The 19,038-nt window shown below is 65.1% G+C and carries 14 protein-coding genes; 5 read left to right on the forward strand and 9 right to left on the reverse strand.

The genetic code is table 11. The features are described from left to right. Nucleotides 1-59 precede the first annotated feature (59 nt). The 5 genes from ABIC16_RS13785 to ABIC16_RS13805 all read right to left on the reverse strand — a co-directional run bounded on the left by ABIC16_RS13785 (nucleotide 60) and on the right by ABIC16_RS13805 (nucleotide 5,425). Complete coding sequence (locus tag ABIC16_RS13785) at nucleotides 60-869, reverse strand: TorF family putative porin (protein ID WP_277968512.1); 810 nt, start codon at nucleotides 867-869, stop codon at nucleotides 60-62. A gap of 171 nt (nucleotides 870-1,040) precedes the next feature. Continuing rightward, nucleotides 1,041-2,570 (reverse strand): SulP family inorganic anion transporter, encoded by a 1,530-nt coding sequence (locus tag ABIC16_RS13790; protein ID WP_354291528.1) that lies wholly within the window; start codon nucleotides 2,568-2,570, stop codon nucleotides 1,041-1,043. Continuing rightward, nucleotides 2,567-3,262 carry a carbonic anhydrase gene (locus tag ABIC16_RS13795; RefSeq protein WP_354291529.1) on the reverse strand — a complete coding sequence of 232 codons (696 nt, stop codon included), beginning with the start codon at nucleotides 3,260-3,262 and terminating at the stop codon, nucleotides 2,567-2,569. Before ABIC16_RS13795 ends, ABIC16_RS13790 begins: the two co-directional genes overlap by 4 nt. Nucleotides 3,263-3,404: 142 nt before the next feature. Beyond that, complete coding sequence (locus tag ABIC16_RS13800; RefSeq protein ID WP_354291530.1) at nucleotides 3,405-4,712, reverse strand: ATP-binding protein; 1,308 nt, start codon at nucleotides 4,710-4,712, stop codon at nucleotides 3,405-3,407. After that, nucleotides 4,712-5,425: a response regulator gene (locus ABIC16_RS13805; protein ID WP_277968516.1), complete on the reverse strand. Its 714-nt coding sequence runs from the start codon at nucleotides 5,423-5,425 to the stop codon at nucleotides 4,712-4,714. Before ABIC16_RS13805 ends, ABIC16_RS13800 begins: the two co-directional genes overlap by 1 nt. A gap of 215 nt (nucleotides 5,426-5,640) precedes the next feature. On the opposite strand from ABIC16_RS13805, the gene ABIC16_RS13810 reads away from it, so the two are divergent. From ABIC16_RS13810 to ABIC16_RS13820, 3 genes are all read left to right on the forward strand, one after another. Next, nucleotides 5,641-5,868 carry a hypothetical protein gene (locus ABIC16_RS13810; RefSeq protein ID WP_354291531.1) on the forward strand — a complete coding sequence of 76 codons (228 nt, stop codon included), beginning with the start codon at nucleotides 5,641-5,643 and terminating at the stop codon, nucleotides 5,866-5,868. Nucleotides 5,869-6,063: 195 nt separating this feature from the next. Then, complete coding sequence (locus ABIC16_RS13815) at nucleotides 6,064-8,460, forward strand: TonB-dependent receptor (RefSeq protein ID WP_354291532.1); 2,397 nt, start codon at nucleotides 6,064-6,066, stop codon at nucleotides 8,458-8,460. 79 nt (nucleotides 8,461-8,539) lie between these two features. Then, a complete protein-coding gene (locus ABIC16_RS13820) occupies nucleotides 8,540-9,226 on the forward strand; it encodes an NAD(P)H-dependent oxidoreductase (RefSeq protein ID WP_354291533.1) in 687 nt (228 codons plus the stop codon). Nucleotides 9,227-9,239: 13 nt separating this feature from the next. Here the strand turns inward: ABIC16_RS13820 and ABIC16_RS13825 are convergent, their stop codons facing one another. The 3 genes from ABIC16_RS13825 to ABIC16_RS13835 all read right to left on the reverse strand — a co-directional run bounded on the left by ABIC16_RS13825 (nucleotide 9,240) and on the right by ABIC16_RS13835 (nucleotide 14,461). Then, nucleotides 9,240-11,966, reverse strand: a complete 2,727-nt coding sequence (locus ABIC16_RS13825) for a TonB-dependent receptor (RefSeq protein WP_354291534.1) — start codon at nucleotides 11,964-11,966, stop codon at nucleotides 9,240-9,242. Between the two features lie 148 nt (nucleotides 11,967-12,114). After that, nucleotides 12,115-13,971 (reverse strand): acetyl/propionyl/methylcrotonyl-CoA carboxylase subunit alpha, encoded by a 1,857-nt coding sequence (locus tag ABIC16_RS13830; protein ID WP_354291535.1) that lies wholly within the window; start codon nucleotides 13,969-13,971, stop codon nucleotides 12,115-12,117. A gap of 1 nt (nucleotide 13,972) precedes the next feature. Next, nucleotides 13,973-14,461: a nuclear transport factor 2 family protein gene (locus ABIC16_RS13835; protein ID WP_354291536.1), complete on the reverse strand. Its 489-nt coding sequence runs from the start codon at nucleotides 14,459-14,461 to the stop codon at nucleotides 13,973-13,975. A 101-nt stretch (nucleotides 14,462-14,562) separates the two neighbouring features. Here ABIC16_RS13835 and ABIC16_RS13840 point away from each other — a divergent pair, with 101 nt between their 5' ends. Continuing rightward, on the forward strand, nucleotides 14,563-14,979 hold the full coding sequence (locus ABIC16_RS13840) for an endonuclease domain-containing protein (protein WP_354291537.1): 417 nt from the start codon (nucleotides 14,563-14,565) through the stop codon (nucleotides 14,977-14,979). A 182-nt stretch (nucleotides 14,980-15,161) separates the two neighbouring features. Here the strand turns inward: ABIC16_RS13840 and ABIC16_RS13845 are convergent, their stop codons facing one another. Then, complete coding sequence (locus tag ABIC16_RS13845; protein ID WP_354291538.1) at nucleotides 15,162-16,763, reverse strand: carboxyl transferase domain-containing protein; 1,602 nt, start codon at nucleotides 16,761-16,763, stop codon at nucleotides 15,162-15,164. Nucleotides 16,764-16,899: 136 nt separating this feature from the next. Between ABIC16_RS13845 and ABIC16_RS13850 the strand changes: the two genes are divergently transcribed. Then, entirely contained in the window at nucleotides 16,900-18,963 is a 2,064-nt protein-coding gene (locus tag ABIC16_RS13850; RefSeq protein ID WP_354291539.1) for a M13 family metallopeptidase, read from the forward strand. Nucleotides 18,964-19,038: the final 75 nt, after the last annotated feature.

The following is a 19,038-nucleotide window of genomic DNA, read 5'->3' on the forward strand; positions in this document are numbered from 1 at the left end:
CGGTGCTATCACACCGCACGCGTCCGTGTCCCGGCTTCAGCCGTCCTGCCGCCCGTGCGTCAGAACGCTGCCGTGATCGAGAACAGGACCTTCCCGTTCGCGATCGATTCCCCGTTCTTGGTACGCGAGAAGTTGGGCTGCAAATATGCCGCCTCCGCCCGGCTGATGTCGGTATCGACATAAGCAGCACCAAAGGTTAGCGGACCGACGACATAATCGAGGCCGATCAGCCAATCCCAATATTTCCCGGTCGGAGCGACGCTCGTCCCGTTGGGACCGAGGCCCGGATTACCCTTAGAATAGCCGATATGCGCCTTCGCGGTCATCTTGGTGGACGGAATGCCCACGCTCGTGTCGCCCCACAGATACAGATTGTCCTGGCTCTGCCCGCGGCTTTCAGGGGTGTTCGAGAAATTGCCGAGCGCACGTTGCTTGGGCGCATAGGCAACGCCGGCAAGCAAGGTCGCTGGCCCGAGCGTGCCGCTCACCTTGGCGTAGGGCTCGGCAAAGTCGGTAAGCGCCGCGCCGCCCGGATACATGTACCAGGTCAGGCCGACGTCGACCGTGCCGTTGCCAATCGTGCGCTTGTAGCCGCCGATCACGTCGAGTTCGATGTTTGCGCCGCCGAACGTCCCCCAACCGGCAAGGTTCGATCCCCAGAAGCCGCCGTAAAGGCCGCTTTCGTGCGTGATCGTCACGCCACCCTGGACGGCGATTTCTTCATCGGATTGGGAAACGCCTCGGAAACGATAATCCGAAACGAGCGCAACGTTGCCGGTGACCGTCACCGGTGGCGGTGGTGCGGTTTCCTGTGCGGTCGCCGGAACGGCGACGAGGCAAAGGGTCGATGCAATATAGTAGCGATACATGGGATACCCTTCTGATCCAAGGAAAGGTTCCCGCCTGGGGCCGAGTTGCCGCGCATCTCACTGCCCCAAAGAGCAACGGTGGGCGGTCCACTCGAACCCGCATCCTCTACCAACCGGACATCACCGCTACCTTGCTACTTCGTAACAAAACATTGCTGATGCCGGAGTTCGTCAGGCAATCATTGCCGCCAATTTTGGGGAAGCGCCGGTGACCTCGATCGGATTGCCGCCTGCGCGACGACGCACGAGGAACTCCTTGAGCAGTTCGGCACAGGTGTGATCGACCTTGGTCAGCCCGGAGACATCCATCCGCACCGTGCGGTGGTCGGTCCCGCGCAACGGAAGCGATTCCAGCGTGTCCGAGAGCTTGGGCAGCGTCACGAAGGTCGCGCTGCCCGACAGGGCCATGTCCGTCCCGGCGGCGACATGGTCCCGATCCACCTTGAGACCCAACCGCCGGGCGTGCGGGACCAGTTCCAGCACTGAAAGCGCGATCCCGACCAGCACGCCGGTCAGCAGATCCTGCGTCACCACCGTGACGAGCGTCACGAACCAGATCAACGCCGGGAGAATCCCATAGCTGTGGAACAGGTGCTTGACGTGCGCGAGGCTTACCAACCGCACGCCCGTGATGACGAGTACCGCACCGAGCGCCGCCATCGGAATCTCGCGCAGTAGCCATGGCAGCAGCGCAACGAAGCCGAGGATCCAGACGCCGTGGAGCATCGTCGACATCCGCGATGTCGCGCCTGCCTGGACGTTCGCCGAACTGCGGACGATGACGCCGGTCATCGGCAACGCTCCGGCAACGCCGCACAGCAGATTGCCGATGCCCTGCGCGCGAAGCTCCTTGTTGTAATCAGTCCGGACGCCATCGTGCATCCGGTCGACCGCTGCCGCCGACAGCAACGTCTCCGCGCTCGCAATGAACGCGATCGCGATCGCCGCGACGATGATCGACGGATCGACCCACTTCGCGAGGAACTCTGGCCCCGGCAGCGCGATTGCCGAGACGATCGATTGCGGGACGTCGACGCGATTGATCTGAAGCCCCAGCGCAAACGCCGTGAGCGTTCCGACCAGCACGCCAATCAGTGCGGCAGGAACCTGCTTGAGCGCGGCGGGACGGAAGCGTTCCCAGCCCAGCATCACCAGGATCGTCAGGACACCGATCATGAACGCATGCTCGACGTTGCTGACGTTGAGCGGGGACAGGCCCATCAACCGTTCGGGCGCCGCGACCAGATTCTGCAACCCGCTCGGCAAGGGGCGCGCATCGAACAGCACATGGAACTGGCCGACGACGATCAGCACACCGATCCCGGCCAGCATCCCGTGAACGACCGCCGGCGAGATTGCCCGGAACCATCCACCAAGCCTCGCAATGCCCGCAATGAGCTGGATCAGCCCGGCGAGAATGAGGATCGGCCCGAGCGCCGAGAGACCCTTGTCGCGAACGAGTTCGAACACGACGACGGCAAGCCCCGCCGCCGGTCCGGAGACCTGCAACGGGGAACCTGAAAACGCACCGACGACAATGCCGCCGATGATACCGGTGATCAGCCCCTTTTCCGGCGGAACGCCGGACGCGACCGCAATGCCCATGCACAACGGCATCGCGACGAGAAACACGACGATCGACGCCGTGAAGTCACGCGTTGCCACGGCCATCGTGGGGAGCTTCACACCGAATTTGGTCATTCCGCAGCCTCCAGGAGAGGTTCACCGGCAGCGAACCGCTTCTGTGCGGCCAACGCGACCGGCATCGGGCGGCTCGCGTCGATTTCCTCGAACCGGCCACTCGCGCCGTCCAGCGCAAGCACGACGCCGTGGTGGATGTCGAAGAACCAGCCGTGGAGTGCGATCTCACCACGCGCGATGCCCGAGGCAACCGACGGGTGCGTGCGCAGGTGCGCAAGCTGCACGACGACGTTCTCGAGCGCTGCCGCGCGCGCCTGCTCAGGCCCGGACAGCTCGGGATAACCGTCCCGCACGACGCTGAACGCGGCATCGCTGTGGCGCAGCCACGCGGCAACGTTGGGCATGCTCGCCAGCGAACCCGGCTTCATCAGCGCCTTCATCGCGCCGCAGTCGGAATGGCCGCAGATGATGATGTCGCGCACACCGAGCACCATCACGGCGAACTCGACCGTCGACGTAACACCGCCATTTGCGTTGCTGAACGGCGGGACGATGTTGCCGGCGTTGCGGCAAACGAACAGATCGCCTGGGTTCGCCTGGAGGATTTCCTCGGGGACGACTCGCGAATCCGAGCAGGAAATGATCAGCGCCTTCGGGCTCTGCCCGTTGGCGGCCAGGTTCTGATAGAGCGCGCTCTTCTGGGGAAAGACGTTCTTCTGGAAGTCGAAGACCCGACCGATGAGCTCGTTCATGCACTATGCTCCTGCTGTTGCTTCCGCTTATGGAACTCGCGGATTTCACAGGACCGAATACACGGCGGGGCTTGCTGCGATGCGGCAGCATTGTAAAAAAGAATTGCCGGTCAGGGGCAAACCGGCGTCACGGCACTGTCGGTCAGTCGGGTCGCGGCAACCGAATCTCCGCGCACAAGCCACCTTCCGGGCGGTTGCTGAGCGTCAATTTGCCTTTCTCGAGCTCGACCGCACGGCACACGATCGCGAGCCCTAACCCGAGCCCAAGCGTATCGCGCCGTCGCGCCGTATCGAGCCGAACGAACGGCTCGAGCACGCTCTGCAGCAAGTCTTCGGGAATTCCCGGACCATCATCCTCGACACGCACGATCACGCAGTCCGGTTCACGGCACAGCCCTAGGATGACGTGCTCGCCGTGATGCAGGCCGTTCTCAACCAGGTTCGAAACCGCGCGCTTAACGCCAAGCTGGCGGAACACGTGTTCCAGATGATCGGGCCCGACATACGTGACCGCGCGCCCATGATCGGCGGCATCGTCGGCCAGTGTCGCGCAAAGGACCGCAAGATCCGCCAGCACGGGCTTTTCCGGATCATCCTCGCCGCCGAGGAACGCCAGCAACGATCCCACCATCGCGTCCATCTCGGCGACGTCCTCCAGGATTTCGTCCCGGACCGGTTCGGTCGCGATGCTTTCCGCGCGCAACCGCAACCGCGCGAGGGGCGTGCGAATATCATGCCCGACCGCCGCCAGCGCCTGCGTGCGATCGGTGATGAGCTGCTGGATCCGCGCCTGCATCCGGTTGAACGCGGTGATCACGCGCCGGACTTCGGTCGGCCCCTCCTCCGCCAGCGGCGCGGCTTCGGCCGTTCCGAACCGGTCCGCGGCACTGGCGAGCAGGCGCATCGGCCGCAAGGCTCGACCGATCAACCCGCCGCCGAGCGTCATCACGACGCCCGCAATCCCCAAGGCGATCAGGATCCGGTTGCGGGACTGATCCAGGCTGTCGATCGCCTCGGCGGTCCGAAAATACAGCCAGCTGCCATCCGGCAACTGCGCGGCGCCAGACACGTAGGAGCCGGTCGTCGCAGGTTCGAGCCGCATCCGGAGTGGGGAGGATTGCAGCACGGGTTCCCAAGCGAGCACCTTCGCGCGCATTTCCGACAGCGCGGGATCACTCGGGGGTGGCGCAACGGTATGCCACGCCATCGCGTAATGCGCGGTGGAGACCGAGCGCGCCATCGCTTCGCGTCCCTCGCGCGGGTGCTCCGCCATCAGGCGCCTCGCGATGACCAGATGCTCGGCCAGCCGCCGCCCTTCGTCGTCGCGCACCGAAAACTGGCTCGCACGCTCGTACAGCACTGTACTCATGCCGAATTCGACCAGCGTGGCGAACAGCAGGATCGCGACCACTCGCCCGATCAGTCCGAGCGAGGGCGATGGGATCGGCATTACGACCGCTCGACGGTCGCGTTGAACATATAGCCTACGCCGCGGACGGTCACGATTGGCGGCGGGCCGTCGTCGATCGAAAGCTTGCGCCGAAGTCGGCTGATGAGCACGTCGACGCTGCGATCGGTACTGTCGCCCATCCGCGTCCGCGACAATTCGATCAGCCGTTCACGCGCAATCACCCGCCCCGCGTGATCGAGCAGGCTCGTCAACAGGTCGAACTCCGCGCCGGTCAGATCGACCACGGCACCGCTCGGCGCGCGCAATTCGCGTCTGGGCAAGTTCACCGTCCAGCCGTCGAAGGTGATCAGCCCTTGCTCGCGATCCTTGGTCTCGCGCGGCGCATCGACGCGGCGCAGGACCGCACGGATCCGCGCCGTCAGCTCGCGCGTCCCGAACGGCTTCGCCAGATAATCGTCCGCACCCAGTTCCAGGCCCACCACGCGATCGGTTTCACTGCCGCGCGCGCTGACGAAAATGATCGGCACGTTGCTCTGCTGGCGCAACTTGCGGCACAATTCGATCCCGTCGGTCCCGGGCAGCATGATGTCGAGCAGGACCAGATCGACCGGCCCCGCCTCCATCGCCAGCCACATCTCCGGCGCCGAGGCGGCGGGGCGGACGAGGTAGCCGTGTTCCTGCAACGCTCGCGTGGTGAGCGTGCGCAATGCTGGGTCGTCCTCGACAAGCACGATCGTGGGGGGAGTTGTCATAAGCGTCACGTCTAACCGTTGAGGGTTGGAGGGGCTTCGGTACGGACGGCGACCAGCGCGGTCAACGCGGCACCGTAGCCTGCCGCAAGGGGGTTTGAAGAGCAACGTTTCATCACAGTGGAGCGAAGGGCGAGACAATCGCCCCCCATATATCCTGAGCAGTCCATTTCTTCGGAGACTGCATCATGCTTCGCCTTGCATTAACGGTCGCCGCCATGCCGGCACTCCTCATCGCAGCCGCCCCCGCCGTCGCGGAGGGTACATCGTCGATGAGCAAGGCCGAACAAACCGCCTTCGCGCGGTGCCAACTTCGCCAACCCCATATGCAGTCGGGCAAGGGCTTGATCTTCCAGCCGCAGAATTGCCGCCAGATCGCCCGTGTCGAGACTGCCAATCTTTCGCCGAAGCTTCCCCTGGCTTCGCGCGGAGTTGGGCTCGACTGAGGCAGCCTCAGCGACCCGAGGGACCGTCGTTCCCCCCACCCTGATCCTCGACGGTTCAGAACAGACTTGGAAGCCCCGGGAAACCGGGGCTTCTTTTTTGTCCGGCGGCTTTTTCGTCGAGACACAAAACGTCCCCCGCTATATCTGGCAGAATATAGCGAGTCGCCAGTTTGATGGCGAGATCACGGGGACGTCATGCCAACCAGAACATGCGCCGCGACGACATTGACGGCAGCACTGATTGCGATAGTTGCCACTCCCACATCCGCTGCCGCCCGTGAGACACCATCCGACCGCACAGGGGCGACCGAACCCGATAGCGCATCGCCCGATGGAGAAATCGTCGTCACGGCGCGGCAACGCAGCGAGAATGCCCAGACCGTTCCCCTTGCCGTATCCGTCGTTAGCGAGGCGCTGATCGACCGGTCCTACACGGTCAACACGCAGCAACTGGCGCTGCTGGTGCCGAGCCTGACCTACAGTTCGGCCAATCCGCGCAACACCGCCTTCACGATCCGCGGGCTGGGCAGCAGCGTCGTCGCAGTCAGTCAGGCAAACGATGGGCTCGAACCGGGTGTCGGCTTCTACGTCGACCAGGTCTATCACGCGCGCCCGGCAACCGCCGCGTTCGATTTCTCGGATATCGAACGGATCGAAGTCCTGCGCGGGCCGCAAGGCACCGTGTTCGGCAAGAACACCACCGCGGGCGCCATCAACATCGTGACTCGCGCACCCACCTTCACCCCGGAGGCCAGCGAGGAACTGTCGGTCGGCAGCAGCGGTTTCGTCCAGGCCAAGGCCGCAGCGTCCGGACCACTGATTGGCGACACGCTCGCCTTCCGGGTGTCAGGTGTGGTTACGCGGCGCGACGGCTATATCCGCAACGTCGCGACCGGCGCGCGCCAGAATGGCATCGACAATCAGGCGATCCGCGGCCAGTTGCTGTTCCGGCCGACCACCGATCTCTCGGTGCGGCTAACCGCCGATTTTTCGAACTTTGAAAGTGAATGCTGCACCCAGGTCTATTTGCGCTTCGGGCAGAGCTTGCGACCCGCCGCACGGCAATATCCAGCGCTCGCGGCGGGGCTCCACTACGCGCCGCCCAGTACCAACCCATACGACCGGCTGACCAACATCGATGCACCCCTGTCCGTCGACACCAGCGAAGGCGGCGTCTCCGCGATCGTGGACTGGAGCCTCGGGTTCGCGACGCTGACGTCGGTCAGTGCCTGGCGCTTCTGGAACTGGGATGCGGCCAACGATCGCGATTACACTGGCATTCCGATCCAGCTGATTCAGCACATCCCGTCACGGCAGGACCAGTTCAGCCAGGAGCTGCGGCTCGCCTCCAACGGCCATCACCGGTTGGACTATGTCGCTGGCCTGTATGTCTTCGATCAGAAGATCGTCGGCCGGCCCAACAGTGTCTACGGGTCGCAGGCCGCTTATTGGCTGATCGGGCCGACCACCGGAACCGGCACGAATACCGTGCGGGTGCCTGTGAATTTGCTCGACGGGTACGGCACCGATGGCAAGACCCAACTTACGCAGGACAGCTACGCCGCCTTTGCCGAGGTCAATGCCCGGATCGTCCCACGAGTCACGCTCACCGGCGGCGTGCGCTACACGCGTGAGATCAAGGACGGCAGCTACGCAAGCTTCGTCTTCGGCGGATTGCAGACGACCAACGCGGCGCTGCTCAACGCCAAACTCGGGGTACTGCGCCCACAAAGCTACGATGCGCACAACGCCGAGAGCAATACCTCGGGCCGCGTGAACCTCGCGTGGACAGTCACCGATCAGGTGCTCGCCTACGCAAGTTACGCGCGGGGGTTCAAATCGGGCGGGATCAACCTGTCCGGCTTGCCGCTCGACGCGCAGAATCGGCCCGTGCTGACCACCGCCGTCATCCGCCCGGAACGCAACCAGACTTACGAAGCCGGGCTGAAATCGCAGGTTTTCGATCGGCGCCTGACCGCGAACCTGGCTGCCTATCTGACGGACGTTCGGGATTTCCAGGCAACGCTGGTCGACAGTTCGCAGACCGTCGCGCTTCGGGGATATCTGTCGAACATTCCGAAAGTGACGGTCAAGGGGGTCGAGGCCGATCTCACCGCGCAAGTGACGCCTGCGTTTCACTTCCGGGCAAACCTTGCCTTTGCGGACGGGCGCTACAGCGCCTATCCCGCCGGCCCCTGCCCGCTGGAGCGACAAACCAACGCGACCACCGCGTGCGACCTCACCGGGCGACCGCTGGCGGGGCTGTCGAAATGGTCGGAGACGATCGGCGTCGATTATGCGCTTCCCCTGGGGTCTGGCACGATCGTGCTTCACGCCGATTCCAACTTCCGGTCGCGCTATTACGGCGATCCGACCTTGTCCCGCTTCACCCTGATCCAAGGCTATAACCAGACCAACGCAAGCCTCGGATTCCGTGCCGCAAAGGGACTGGAAGTCTTTCTATTTGCACGCAACCTGTTCAACGCGAACTACATCCAGAACGTGACGATCCAGGCCGGCAACTCCGGGCTCATTCTTGGCACGCCAAGCGAACCGCGCGTGATCGGCATAACATGGCGCGCGCGGCAATAAGGGCTGCGTAACACTACGGATGGCGCACACCGGACGCCGACAGCACACTGCCCCGAACGTCCCTTATCGGAGATCAGTCGTGGCGCATGGTACCAGTAGAGCGCAGTCGCTTCGCCACGTCGTCGTGCTTGGCCACCCGTCACCCGACAGCTTCAACCACGCCATTGCCGAACGCTATTGCGAAACGGTTCGCGCGTGCGGACAGGAAGTCGTTCTGCGCGACCTGTACGCGCTCGATTTCGACCCGCGCCTTCGCGCGGAACATCGCCCCGGATCGGTCAGCAACCATCTGTCGTCGGATGTCTCGCGCGAACTCGGGCTGTTGCGGGAAGCGGACGTCGTGGTCTTCGTCTATCCCTTGTGGTTCGGCATGCCGCCCGCGATCATCAAGGGCTATGTCGACCGTGTCCTCGGCGCGGCGCTGACCCCGGATGCGATCGTGCACAACGTTCCGGATGCGGTGCTGAATGGTCGAACCTTCGCGACCTTCTCGACCTCCGCCACGACGCGCGCCTGGCTGGAAGAACAGGGCCAGTGGCAATCGCTCCATCAGGCGTTCGACCGCTATCTGTTGTCGATCTTCGCCATGGCCGATGGCGGGCACACGCATTTCGAGGCGGTCGTCGAAAATCTCAACCCGCAATATGCGCGCGAAATGCTCGAGACCGTCGAGCACAACGCGCGCAAGCTTTGCAGCACGCTCGCCGCCGCACGTCACGCCATCGGCGCGCAACGTGCGATCGGAACGTTCGCGATCGCGGAGTGACCGGGCGGCCTCGTTAGAGAAACAGTTTCCGGATCGAGAGACGCACCGTCCGTCCGAGCGGGTTGAGATAGCCGGGCTGATAGGCAACCGGTGTGGTGCCATTGGCGTCGGTCACGCGCTGGCGCGTGTCGAACAGGTTGTCGACCGACACCGCCACGCGCATGCCCCGCATCCACGGGTGCGCCTTGACGAGATCGAGCCGCTGCCCGAGATCGCCGAAAAACCGCACGCCGACCGTGCCGAGCCCCGAGAACCGCAGGTTTTGCGGGTTCCCGATCGTCCCGCCGTTGACGTCGGTCGCGCTTTGCCAATTGGCCGACATGCGCACCCCGAGACCGTTGTTGTTATACCCCGCCTGCCCTTCGAGCTCGTGCCGCGGCTGCCCGCCGCTCGCGCCGATCGCATCGCCGTTGAGCAGGTCGAGCGCGGGGCCGCCTTGCTGAACCAGCACGCGATTGGTGAAGTGCCAGGTGTGATACAGCGCGAACTGCAACCGCCCCCCGGCATTGCCGCGTCCGCCGCCGCCAAAGCCCCGACCACCACCGCCGCCACCTGGACCACCAGGACCACCAGGACCACGACCCGCCCCAGGACCCTCGCCCGCGCCCGCGCCGCCACCGGGGCGACGCATCCCCGCGAACGGGTTCGGCCCGGTCCCGGCCCGGAAGGCCTCGATCTGTTTCTGAAGTTTGGACTTGAGCGGCGCGGAGAAATTGACTCCCCAGCGCAACTCGGACCGGCTCGTCTCGGCAAAGTTTATCGGCCTCGTATCAAGGCGTTGCAGCACACCGCTCGTGTCGCGCAGGAAGCGATCCGGAAACGCCTCCTCGATCGCTGCGGTCGCGGTCGGGAAAGCCACGATCGGATTTTCGACCCGCGCCTGAACGTAATTGGCCGACAGCGTGAGTTGCTTCGTGCTCCACGGCTTCAAGGTCGCACCGACCTTGACCGTATGGCTGTTGCTCGCGCGCAAATTGGGGTTGCCACCCGACAAGGTCATGACCACCGCATTCTGCCCAAGCACGTAATCGAACACCGCCACGTTCGGCGTGGTGATCTGCGGGTTGCCGAGTTGCTGCGGGGTCGGCGCGCCGTCCTGATCGGTCACCGACGCGATGATCCGCAGCGGCACCACCGGCGACCAATTGAGGCCATAGCCAATCGTCTTGAGCGTCCCGAAGTCGGAAAGCTCGTCCAGCGCAAAATTGCCGTTGACCGACAGGCTCCCGATTGCGCCGAGCACGTCCTTTGCCCGGCTGGCGATCGGCACGTCGAGGTTGAGCTGCCCGCTCCCGGTCTTGCGCGAAACCGCCCCGGTCGAGGTCAGCCCGGCATGCAACGAACGACTGCTGAAATCGGTGATGTCGCCGCCGACGTGGATACTGGTGGTCACGTCGCCTGCGGGCAGCTTGAACAGGCTGCCGGTGAACAGCGCATCGACTTGCGTATCGTTTGATACCGAATAGCCGAAATTGGACGGCAGCGGACCGATCATGCCGGGGGTCAGCAACCCGAACGGATTAGCGCTCGGGTCATTGGCCGAGAGGCGGGCCTGGAACCCGCTCGCGTCGAGCCCGGTATTGGTGAAGGTCTTGGCCTCGCTATGGTCATAACCCCCGGTGACCGACCATTGCCACGACCCGACCGTCCCGTTGAGCACCGTCCCGAAGTGTGCCGCGACGGTCGACGCATGCTGGCTGAGCGGCAGATAGTCCCCGCTCAGCGCGCGATCGACCATCACCGTGTTGGCGAACGGCGAAAACGGATTCCCCGCCGGCAAGGTCAACGCGACCGTTGGCAGCCCGAGCAACGAATCGCTGGTCGTCGTCCCCAGCGTGCCGTTGATCGTCGCGGACACCTTGCCGATCGACCGGGCGTAGGTGGCGTTGGCGTTGAACGTCTGCGTCTCGGGCAACAGCGTGCGATACCGCGTCACGTCGGTGCTGTTCGGGCGCCCGGCGGTGCCCGCGAAGTCCGCGAGCGTCGGGGTCGTGCCGGGCACGCCGGCGATCGTCGCGGTGCCAAGCGCCGGATCGATCGCCGCGCCGCCAAGCCCGACGACATTGCCGCCGAGCGCGAACGGTGTCGGCGTGCGGACGATTCCGCGCTCGTCCTCGGTCAGCGCATTCGCGCCCTGATATTCGAGGTGGAGGTTGAGGCGGCCGGTCCGTGCGATCTTGAGCAGGTCGAGCTCGGCTTGCGGCGCATTCCGACCGCCCGCGGTCGCCAGCCGGTCGGCCAGTTCAACCGTCGTCGCGCGAAACCGCTTGCGCAGGACGAAGTTCACCACTTTCTGATCGGCGCGATAACCGTATTTGAGCGCGACTTCCTCAGGCAAGATATCGACGCGCTGGATCGCCTCGGTCGGTAGGTCGCGGATCTCCTGGAACCCCGAAATGCGCTTGCCGTCGATCAGCACCACCGGCGCGCCGCCGCTGCCCCGATCGCTGCGGATCTGCGGGGAAAGCTCAGCGAGCAATTCGGTCACCGACCCGACGCCGTAGGAGCGGATGTCGGCCGGGCTCAATTGCTGTTCGGGCGGAATGTCGCCGACCACCGATCCAGGCGGACGCGCGCCCTGCACGACGATATCGGGGCCGTCCTCGCCCGCATCGGTGCCACCCTCGCCTGCCTCGGTAACGGGCGGGGCGGCCTGCGCGGGCACGGTCGCCTGTTGCGCCAGGGCGAAGCTTGGGGTCGCCGCAAGCGCGAGCGTAAGCAGGACAGTCGATCGCGTCATTGGGGTTCCGGTGTAGTGCAGTGGCGCAGGGTGCATGCCCCCGGTACGGCGCAAGTGTCGCAAGATTGTGCCGGGGATTGCGCCGGGCGAAACAATTGCGCCGTCATCCCGGCGGTAAGCGCGGATGACGAAGGTGGAGAACTGCCCCTCAGTCCGCCCGCGCGATCCGCACCAGCACCGTACCCTCGCTCACTTGCCCGCCGCTCGCCGCCGACAGCTCGGCGACGGTGCCGTCGAACGGCGCGGTCAGGCTGTGCTCCATCTTCATCGCCTCGAGCGTGACGAGCTTCTGCCCCTTGGTCACGACATCCCCTGCCGCGACATCGACCGCGATGATCCGCCCCGGCATCGGCGACAGGATCGCGCCATCCGCCGCCGGCCCGGACGCGGTGCCGTACGGCCGCCACAACCGATACGACCGCGCCTCGCCGAGCGCGAACAGCGTGATTTCGTCCTCCGCCAGATCGTCGTCCGGGATCACGTTTTCGATCGCATGGACCGTCCCCGCCTGATCGACGATCCGCACGGTCCGGCGTGGCGCGCCATTCAGCCGGAACCCGCTACCCGCCGTCCACGGCGCGCTCTCGTCCGCGCACACCAGCGCGGCAGCGACCGCGTGCAACGCCGCAGGCTCGGTCTCCGGCGGTTGCGTCAGCGCATCCCCGCGCCGCGCGATCAGCCCGGTGTCGACCGCGCCCGACCGGAAATCGGGATCGCTGCACAACCGCCCGAGGAACCCCGCGTTGGTCTGGACCGGCCACACCTCGACATCGGTGGTCGCGTCCCACAGCCGGTCGATCGCGGCGACGCGCGTGGGCGCGTGGACGATCAGCTTGGCGATCATCGGATCGTAGAAGGGCGACACCGCGCCCCCCTGCTCGACCCCGGTCTCGACCCGCGCGTCCTCGGGCAGGACGAGATGATCGAGCGGCCCGGTCGAGGGCAGGAAGCCGGTCGACGGATTCTCGGCATAGAGCCGCGCTTCCATCGCCCAGCCGTTGATGCTGAGCTCGTTCTGCTGCCGCGGCAACGGCTCGCCACTGGCGACGAGAAGCTGCCACTCGACCAGATCGACCCCGGTGATTTCCTCAGTAACGGGATGCTCGACCTGCAGCCGCGTGTTCATTTCCATGAACCAGATGCGGTCGGCGCGAAGCCCCTCGCTCGCGTCCGCGATGAACTCGATCGTGCCTGCGCCGACATAATCGACCGCCTTCGCCGCCCGCACCGCCGCCGCGCAGATCGCGTCACGCGTTGCGGGCGTCATGCCGGGGGCCGGCGCTTCCTCGATCACCTTCTGGTGGCGGCGCTGGAGCGAACAGTCGCGCTCGAACAAATGGACGACGTTGCCCTGTGTATCGCCGAACACCTGCACCTCGAGATGCCGCGGCGACAGGATGTACTTCTCGATCAGCACGCGCGCATCGCCGAACGACGACGCCGCCTCGCGCTGGCACGACAGCAGCCCGTCGGCGAAATCGGCTGCGCTTTCGACGCGTCGCATCCCCTTGCCGCCACCGCCTGCGACCGCCTTGATCAGCACCGGATAGCCGATCGCATCCGCCTCGGCGCGAAGCCGTTCGGGCGACTGGTCCTCGCCAAGATAGCCCGGCGTCACCGGGACACCCGCTTCGATCATCCGTGCCTTGGCGGCATCCTTCAGCCCCATCGCGCGGATGCTGTCGGGATTAGGTCCGACCCAGATCAGCCCCGCGTCGATCACGCTCTGCGCGAAATCAGCATTCTCCGAGAGGAAGCCGTAGCCCGGGTGAATCGCCTCCGCGCCGGTCTGGCGTGCCGCCGCGATGATCTTGTCGCCGACCAGATAGCTTTCGCGCGCCGGGCTCGGCCCGATGTGGACCGCCACGTCCGCCTCGCGCACGTGCAGCGCGTTTGCATCCGCATCCGAATAGACCGCGATCGTCCGCACCCCCATGTGGCGTGCGGTGCGGATGATGCGGCAAGCGATCTCGCCGCGATTGGCGATGAGCAGCGACTGGATCACGTCAGTTCTCGCAACCCGTCGTCCGCGACGACCAGGTGATGTTCTGGACCAGCCAGCGGCCATTCTCGCGGACCAGATCGAAATGATCGTAGCCGCAATGGTGGCGCACGCCGTTGATGCTGAAGGTATAGGGTGCCCACACCATCGCGATGTCGCCGTCGATCTCGATCGCGGGGGTGGCGATTTTCTCCTCATACCGCTCCGCGCCGGGGGCGAAACGCGCGAGCAGCTCGGCGCGAGTCATGTGCTTTACGGTGCGCGTGCCGTCGGCGTTTTCCGTCGCTGCGGTGGCGGTCGCATCCGGGCGCATCACCTCGCCGATCCGCACAGCATCGCGCGCGCCGATCCCGGCGAGCAGCGCGGTGACGGGGGCGAGGACCTGTCCTTCCTCGGTCGCAGGGGGCGGCAGGCCGGTGCCCTTGAGTATCGGCTGCACCGGCGTCACTTGCGACGACATTTGCGCGGCGAGAAGGGCGAAAATCATCGACATGGCAAAGACTCCGGCAAATTCCCCCCCGAGCTTGTCTCGGGGAGGGGGACCATGCGAAGCATGGTGGAGGGGTTGGCGCGACGCTTGGGGGAGCGAGCAGCATGATCAGGGGCACAGCCGACGCGTTTCGCCGCTCGCGCGCGTCGCGGCGCGAGATGACCTTGCCCGAGGTCTTGCTGTGGCAGCAGTTGCGCAAACGCGGCACGGGGCACAAATGGCGGCGGCAACATCCCGCAGGCGACTACTCGCTCGATTTCTATTGCCATGCTGCGCGGCTTTGCATCGAGGTTGACGGCGAGGCACACAATCGCGGCGACCGGCCGCAACGCGATGCCAGACGGGACGCCTGGCTCGAAGCACAGGGGATCGTCACGCTGCGAATCCCGGCAATCGACATCCTGCGCGACCTCGATGCAGTCCTGCGGGCCATCGTTGCGCACGCTACGGAGCGCACACCACTCCACCCCCCGGCTGCGCCGGGCGGTCCCCCTCCCCGAAACGAGCTCGGGAAGGAATGATTCTCTCCTAAATCCTCCCCGAGCTCTGCTCGGGGAGGGGGACCGTGAGCATTCAGCGAACGGTGGAGGGGTGGATGCCGGGTGCGACGTCTGCGGTCGCGCAAACCCCTCCACCACCAGTCTGAAGAAGACTGGCGGTCCCCCTCCCCCGTTGGGGGAGGATTGAAAAGCGTGCACCCCCATCACATCCGGAACACGCCAAACGCCGGCCGCTCCGGGATCGGCGCATTCAGCGTCACCGCGAACGCCAACCCCAGCACGTCGCGCGTCTGCGCCGGATCGATGATCCCATCATCCCACAATCGCGCGGTCGCATACCAGGGATTGCCCTCATCCTCATATTTCTGCCGGATCGGTGCCTTGAACGCCTCCGCCTCATCCGGAGACCAGCCCTCCGCATTGCGGTGCACCGTCGCCAGCACCGAAGCCGCCTGCTCGCCCCCCATCACCGAGATCCGGCTGTTGGGCCAGCTGAACAGGAACCGCGGCGAATACGCCCGCCCACACATCCCGTAATTCCCCGCCCCGAAGCTCCCCCCAATCAGCACGGTAATCTTGGGCACCGTAGCGGTCGCAACGGCGGTAACCAGCTTCGCGCCATGCTTGGCGATCCCCTCCGCCTCATATCGCCCGCCAACCATGAACCCCGAGATGTTCTGCAGGAACAACAGCGGAATCTTCCGCTGGCACGCCAGCTCGATAAAATGCGCGCCCTTCTGCGCGCTCTCCGAAAACAGCACGCCGTTGTTGGCGAGGATCGCGACCGGAATTCCCCAGATATGCGCAAACCCGCACACCAGCGACGTCCCGTACAACGCTTTGAACTCGTGGAACTCCGACCCGTCGACCAGCCGCGCGATGATCTCGTGCACGTCATACGGCGCACGCACATCTGCAGGCACGATCCCGTACAATTCCTCGGCAGCAAACTTCGGCAACCGCGGTTCGACGTAATTGACCGCACCCTCAGTCTGCGGCGGCAACATCGAGACGATGTCGCGCACGATCGTCAAAGCATGATCGTCATCCTCCGCGACATGATCGACCACCCCCGACTTCCGCCCATGCGTATCCGCGCCGCCGAGCTCCTCGGCCGAAATCACCTCGCCCGTCGCGGCCTTAACCAGCGGCGGCCCGGCGAGGAAGATCGTCCCCTGCCCGCGCACGATGATCGTCTCGTCCGACATCGCGGGCACATACGCCCCGCCCGCAGTACAGCTTCCCATCACGCAGGCGATCTGCGGAATGCCCTTCGCCGACATGTTCGCCTGGTTGAAGAAGATCCGCCCGAAATGATCGCGATCCGGGAACACCTCCGCCTGATGCGGCAAGTTCGCGCCGCCGCTGTCGACCAGATAGATGCACGGTAGATGATTCGCCTCGGCGATCTCCTGCGCGCGCAGATGCTTCTTCACGGTCAGCGGATAATAGGTCCCGCCCTTCACGGTCGCATCGTTGCACAGGATCATGCACTGCCGCCCCGACACGCGCCCGATCCCCGCGATCACGCCCGCGCCCGGCACCTCGTCATCATACAGGCCGTTCGCCGCAAGCTGGCCGATCTCGAGGAACGGCGACCCCGGATCGAGCAGCCGCTCGACCCGCTCACGCGGAAGCAATTTGCCGCGCGCGGTATGGCGCTCTCGGCTCTTGGCATTGCCCCCCAGCGCGGCGGTCGCGACGTCCGCCGCCAGCCGCTCTACAAGCGCGCGATTATGGGCGGCATTGGCGTTGAAAGTGTCGCTGTCGACGCTGATCTTGGAGTCTAGGACGGGGGCACTCAAGGGCGGTTTCCTGCTTGCAGTATCCGTTGCATTTGAAACTGCCTAGCGACCCCGGCGGGCGAAGGAAAGCCGATTGGCAGAACCGTGGCGCGGGTCTATCGCCGCCCAACGTGATAGTTACCGAGGATACTTGTCCATGAAACGCCTGACCGTCTTTTCCATCGCGCTGCTCGCGACCTCGGCGATCGGCACCGGGCTCGCAGCGCAGGCGGTCGGCACGCAATCGGGCGTCGACAAGGCGTTGATCGACCAAAGCGTCAAGCCGGGTGACAATTTCGACGACTATGCCAACGGCACCTGGCGCAAGACCGCCGAGATCGAGCCCGCGCGCTCCTCGACCGGTGTCGGCGTCGAAGTCTCGAAGGTCGCCGAGATGCGCAACGCGACGATCATCGAGGATGCCGCCAAGGCGAACGCCGCCCCGGGCAGCAGCCAGCGGCTGATCGCGGATTATTACGCTGGCTATCACGACGCCGCCGCGATCGAAGCGCGTGGGCTTGCTCCGCTCAAGACGCTGATCGCGCCTTATTACGCGCTACGCGACAAGGCTGCGCTGGCGAAGGTGATGGGCGCGCAGATGCGCGCCGACACCGACCCGTTCAACAACAACAATTACGCGAGCACGACCAACCTGTTCGGCCTGTTCGTTTCGCAGGATCTCAACCAGCCCAAGCGCAACGTGCCCTATCTGATGCAGGGCGGCCTCGGCCTCGCGGACCGCGAGTATTACCTGTCGCCAAGCCCGCAGATGACGGAACTCCGCGAGGGCTATAAGGCGTATCTTGCACAGATCTTCGGCCTCGCCGGGCTGAGCGACCCCGCCGCCCGCGCGGCGCGCGTCTTCGCGCTGGAAATGAAGATCGCCGCCGCACAGACCGACATCGAGGCAAGTCAGGACGCCAGCAAGGGCGACAACCCGTGGACCCGCGCCGATTTCGCGCGGAAAGCCCCGGGGATCGACTGGGCGACCTACTGGACCGCCGCGGGAATCCCCGCCGGCCAGCAGGACTTCATCGCGTGGCAGCCCGAAGCGATCACCAAGCTCTCCGCGCTCGTCGCCAGCGAACCGCTCGACGCGTGGCAGGACTGGCTGACCGCGCATCGCATCTCTGCGGTCGCGTCGGTCCTGCCAAAGGCGTTCGACGACGCGCGCTTCGCCTTCTACGGCAAGCAGTTGAACGGCACCCCGGCACAGCAAACCCGCGACAAGCGCAGCATCGCGGCGGTCAACGCAGCGCTCGGCGATGAAGTCGGTCGGCTGTATGCGGCGCGTTATTTCTCGGCGCAGTCGAAGGCCGAGATCCAGACGATGGTCAAGAACATCGTCGGAGCGTTCGATCAGCGGATCAGCAAGCTCGACTGGATGGCCCCCGCGACCAAGGCCGAGGCACGTCGCAAGCTTTCGGTGCTGTACGTCGGCGTCGGCTACCCCGATCACTGGCGCGCCTTCCCGAAGTTCGCGGTCGATGCGAAGGACCCGATCGGCAATCTCGAACGCGCCGATCTAGCGATCTATCGCTATCAGGTGGGCAAGCTCGGCAAGGCCCCCGACCGGACCGAATGGTGGATGACTCCGCAAACCGTCAATGCGGTCAATTTGCCGCTCCAGAACGCACTCAACTTCCCCGCGGCGATTTTGCAGGCGCCGTATTTCGACGCAAAATACGACTCGGCTGCTAATTATGGCGCTATAGGTGCGGTAATCGGGCACGAAATCAGCCACAGTTTCGACAATCTCGGCGCTGATTTCGACTCGACCGGCAAGTATCGCAACTGGTGGACGCCCGCCGACTTGAAGCGGTTCGAACAGGCAGGCTCGGCGCTGATCGCGCAATATGACGCCTACGAAGCGCTCCCGGGCCTCAAGCTCAAGGGCCGCCAGGAACTCGGCGAGAATATCGCGGATACCGCTGGTCTTACAGCCGCTTACGAGGCGTATCGCGCATCCTATGGCGGCAAGGAACCACCGGTGATCGACGGCATGACCGGCGACCAGCGCTTCTTCCTCGCGTTCGCGCAGAGCTGGCGCACCAAGATGCGCGACAAGGCGCTCCGCGCCCGCATCGCCACCGACGTCCACGCCCCAGCGATGTTCCGCGTCCTAACGGTCCGCAACCTCGATGCCTGGTATCCCGCCTACAAGGTCCAGCCCGGCGACAAGCTGTATCTCGCGCCGGCCGACCGGGTCCACGTCTGGTAAAGCCCGCCGCGACGGTTCCCAGGTTCAGGCCGGGGGGTCGTCGCGTCGGCCGCGATCGACGCGCTGACGCAACTG

The organism is Sphingomonas sp. PvP055 (genome assembly GCF_040546365.1).
Taxonomy (GTDB): domain Bacteria; phylum Pseudomonadota; class Alphaproteobacteria; order Sphingomonadales; family Sphingomonadaceae; genus Sphingomonas; species Sphingomonas echinoides_A.

Excerpts from the sequence above, each read along its gene's own strand:
- ABIC16_RS13785 (WP_277968512.1), bottom strand. The coding sequence starts at position 869 with ATGTATCGCTACTATATTGCATCGACCCTTTGCCTCGTCGCCGTTCCG.
- ABIC16_RS13790 (WP_354291528.1), bottom strand. The coding sequence starts at position 2,570 with ATGACCAAATTCGGTGTGAAGCTCCCCACGATGGCCGTGGCAACGCGT.
- ABIC16_RS13795 (WP_354291529.1), bottom strand. The coding sequence starts at position 3,262 with ATGAACGAGCTCATCGGTCGGGTCTTCGACTTCCAGAAGAACGTCTTT.
- ABIC16_RS13800 (WP_354291530.1), bottom strand. The coding sequence starts at position 4,712 with ATGCCGATCCCATCGCCCTCGCTCGGACTGATCGGGCGAGTGGTCGCG.
- ABIC16_RS13805 (WP_277968516.1), bottom strand. The coding sequence starts at position 5,425 with ATGACAACTCCCCCCACGATCGTGCTTGTCGAGGACGACCCAGCATTG.
- ABIC16_RS13810 (WP_354291531.1), top strand. The coding sequence starts at position 5,641 with ATGCCGGCACTCCTCATCGCAGCCGCCCCCGCCGTCGCGGAGGGTACA.
- ABIC16_RS13815 (WP_354291532.1), top strand. The coding sequence starts at position 6,064 with ATGCCAACCAGAACATGCGCCGCGACGACATTGACGGCAGCACTGATT.
- ABIC16_RS13825 (WP_354291534.1), bottom strand. The coding sequence starts at position 11,966 with ATGACGCGATCGACTGTCCTGCTTACGCTCGCGCTTGCGGCGACCCCA.
- ABIC16_RS13835 (WP_354291536.1), bottom strand. The coding sequence starts at position 14,461 with ATGTCGATGATTTTCGCCCTTCTCGCCGCGCAAATGTCGTCGCAAGTG.
- ABIC16_RS13840 (WP_354291537.1), top strand. The coding sequence starts at position 14,563 with ATGATCAGGGGCACAGCCGACGCGTTTCGCCGCTCGCGCGCGTCGCGG.
- ABIC16_RS13850 (WP_354291539.1), top strand. The coding sequence starts at position 16,900 with ATGAAACGCCTGACCGTCTTTTCCATCGCGCTGCTCGCGACCTCGGCG.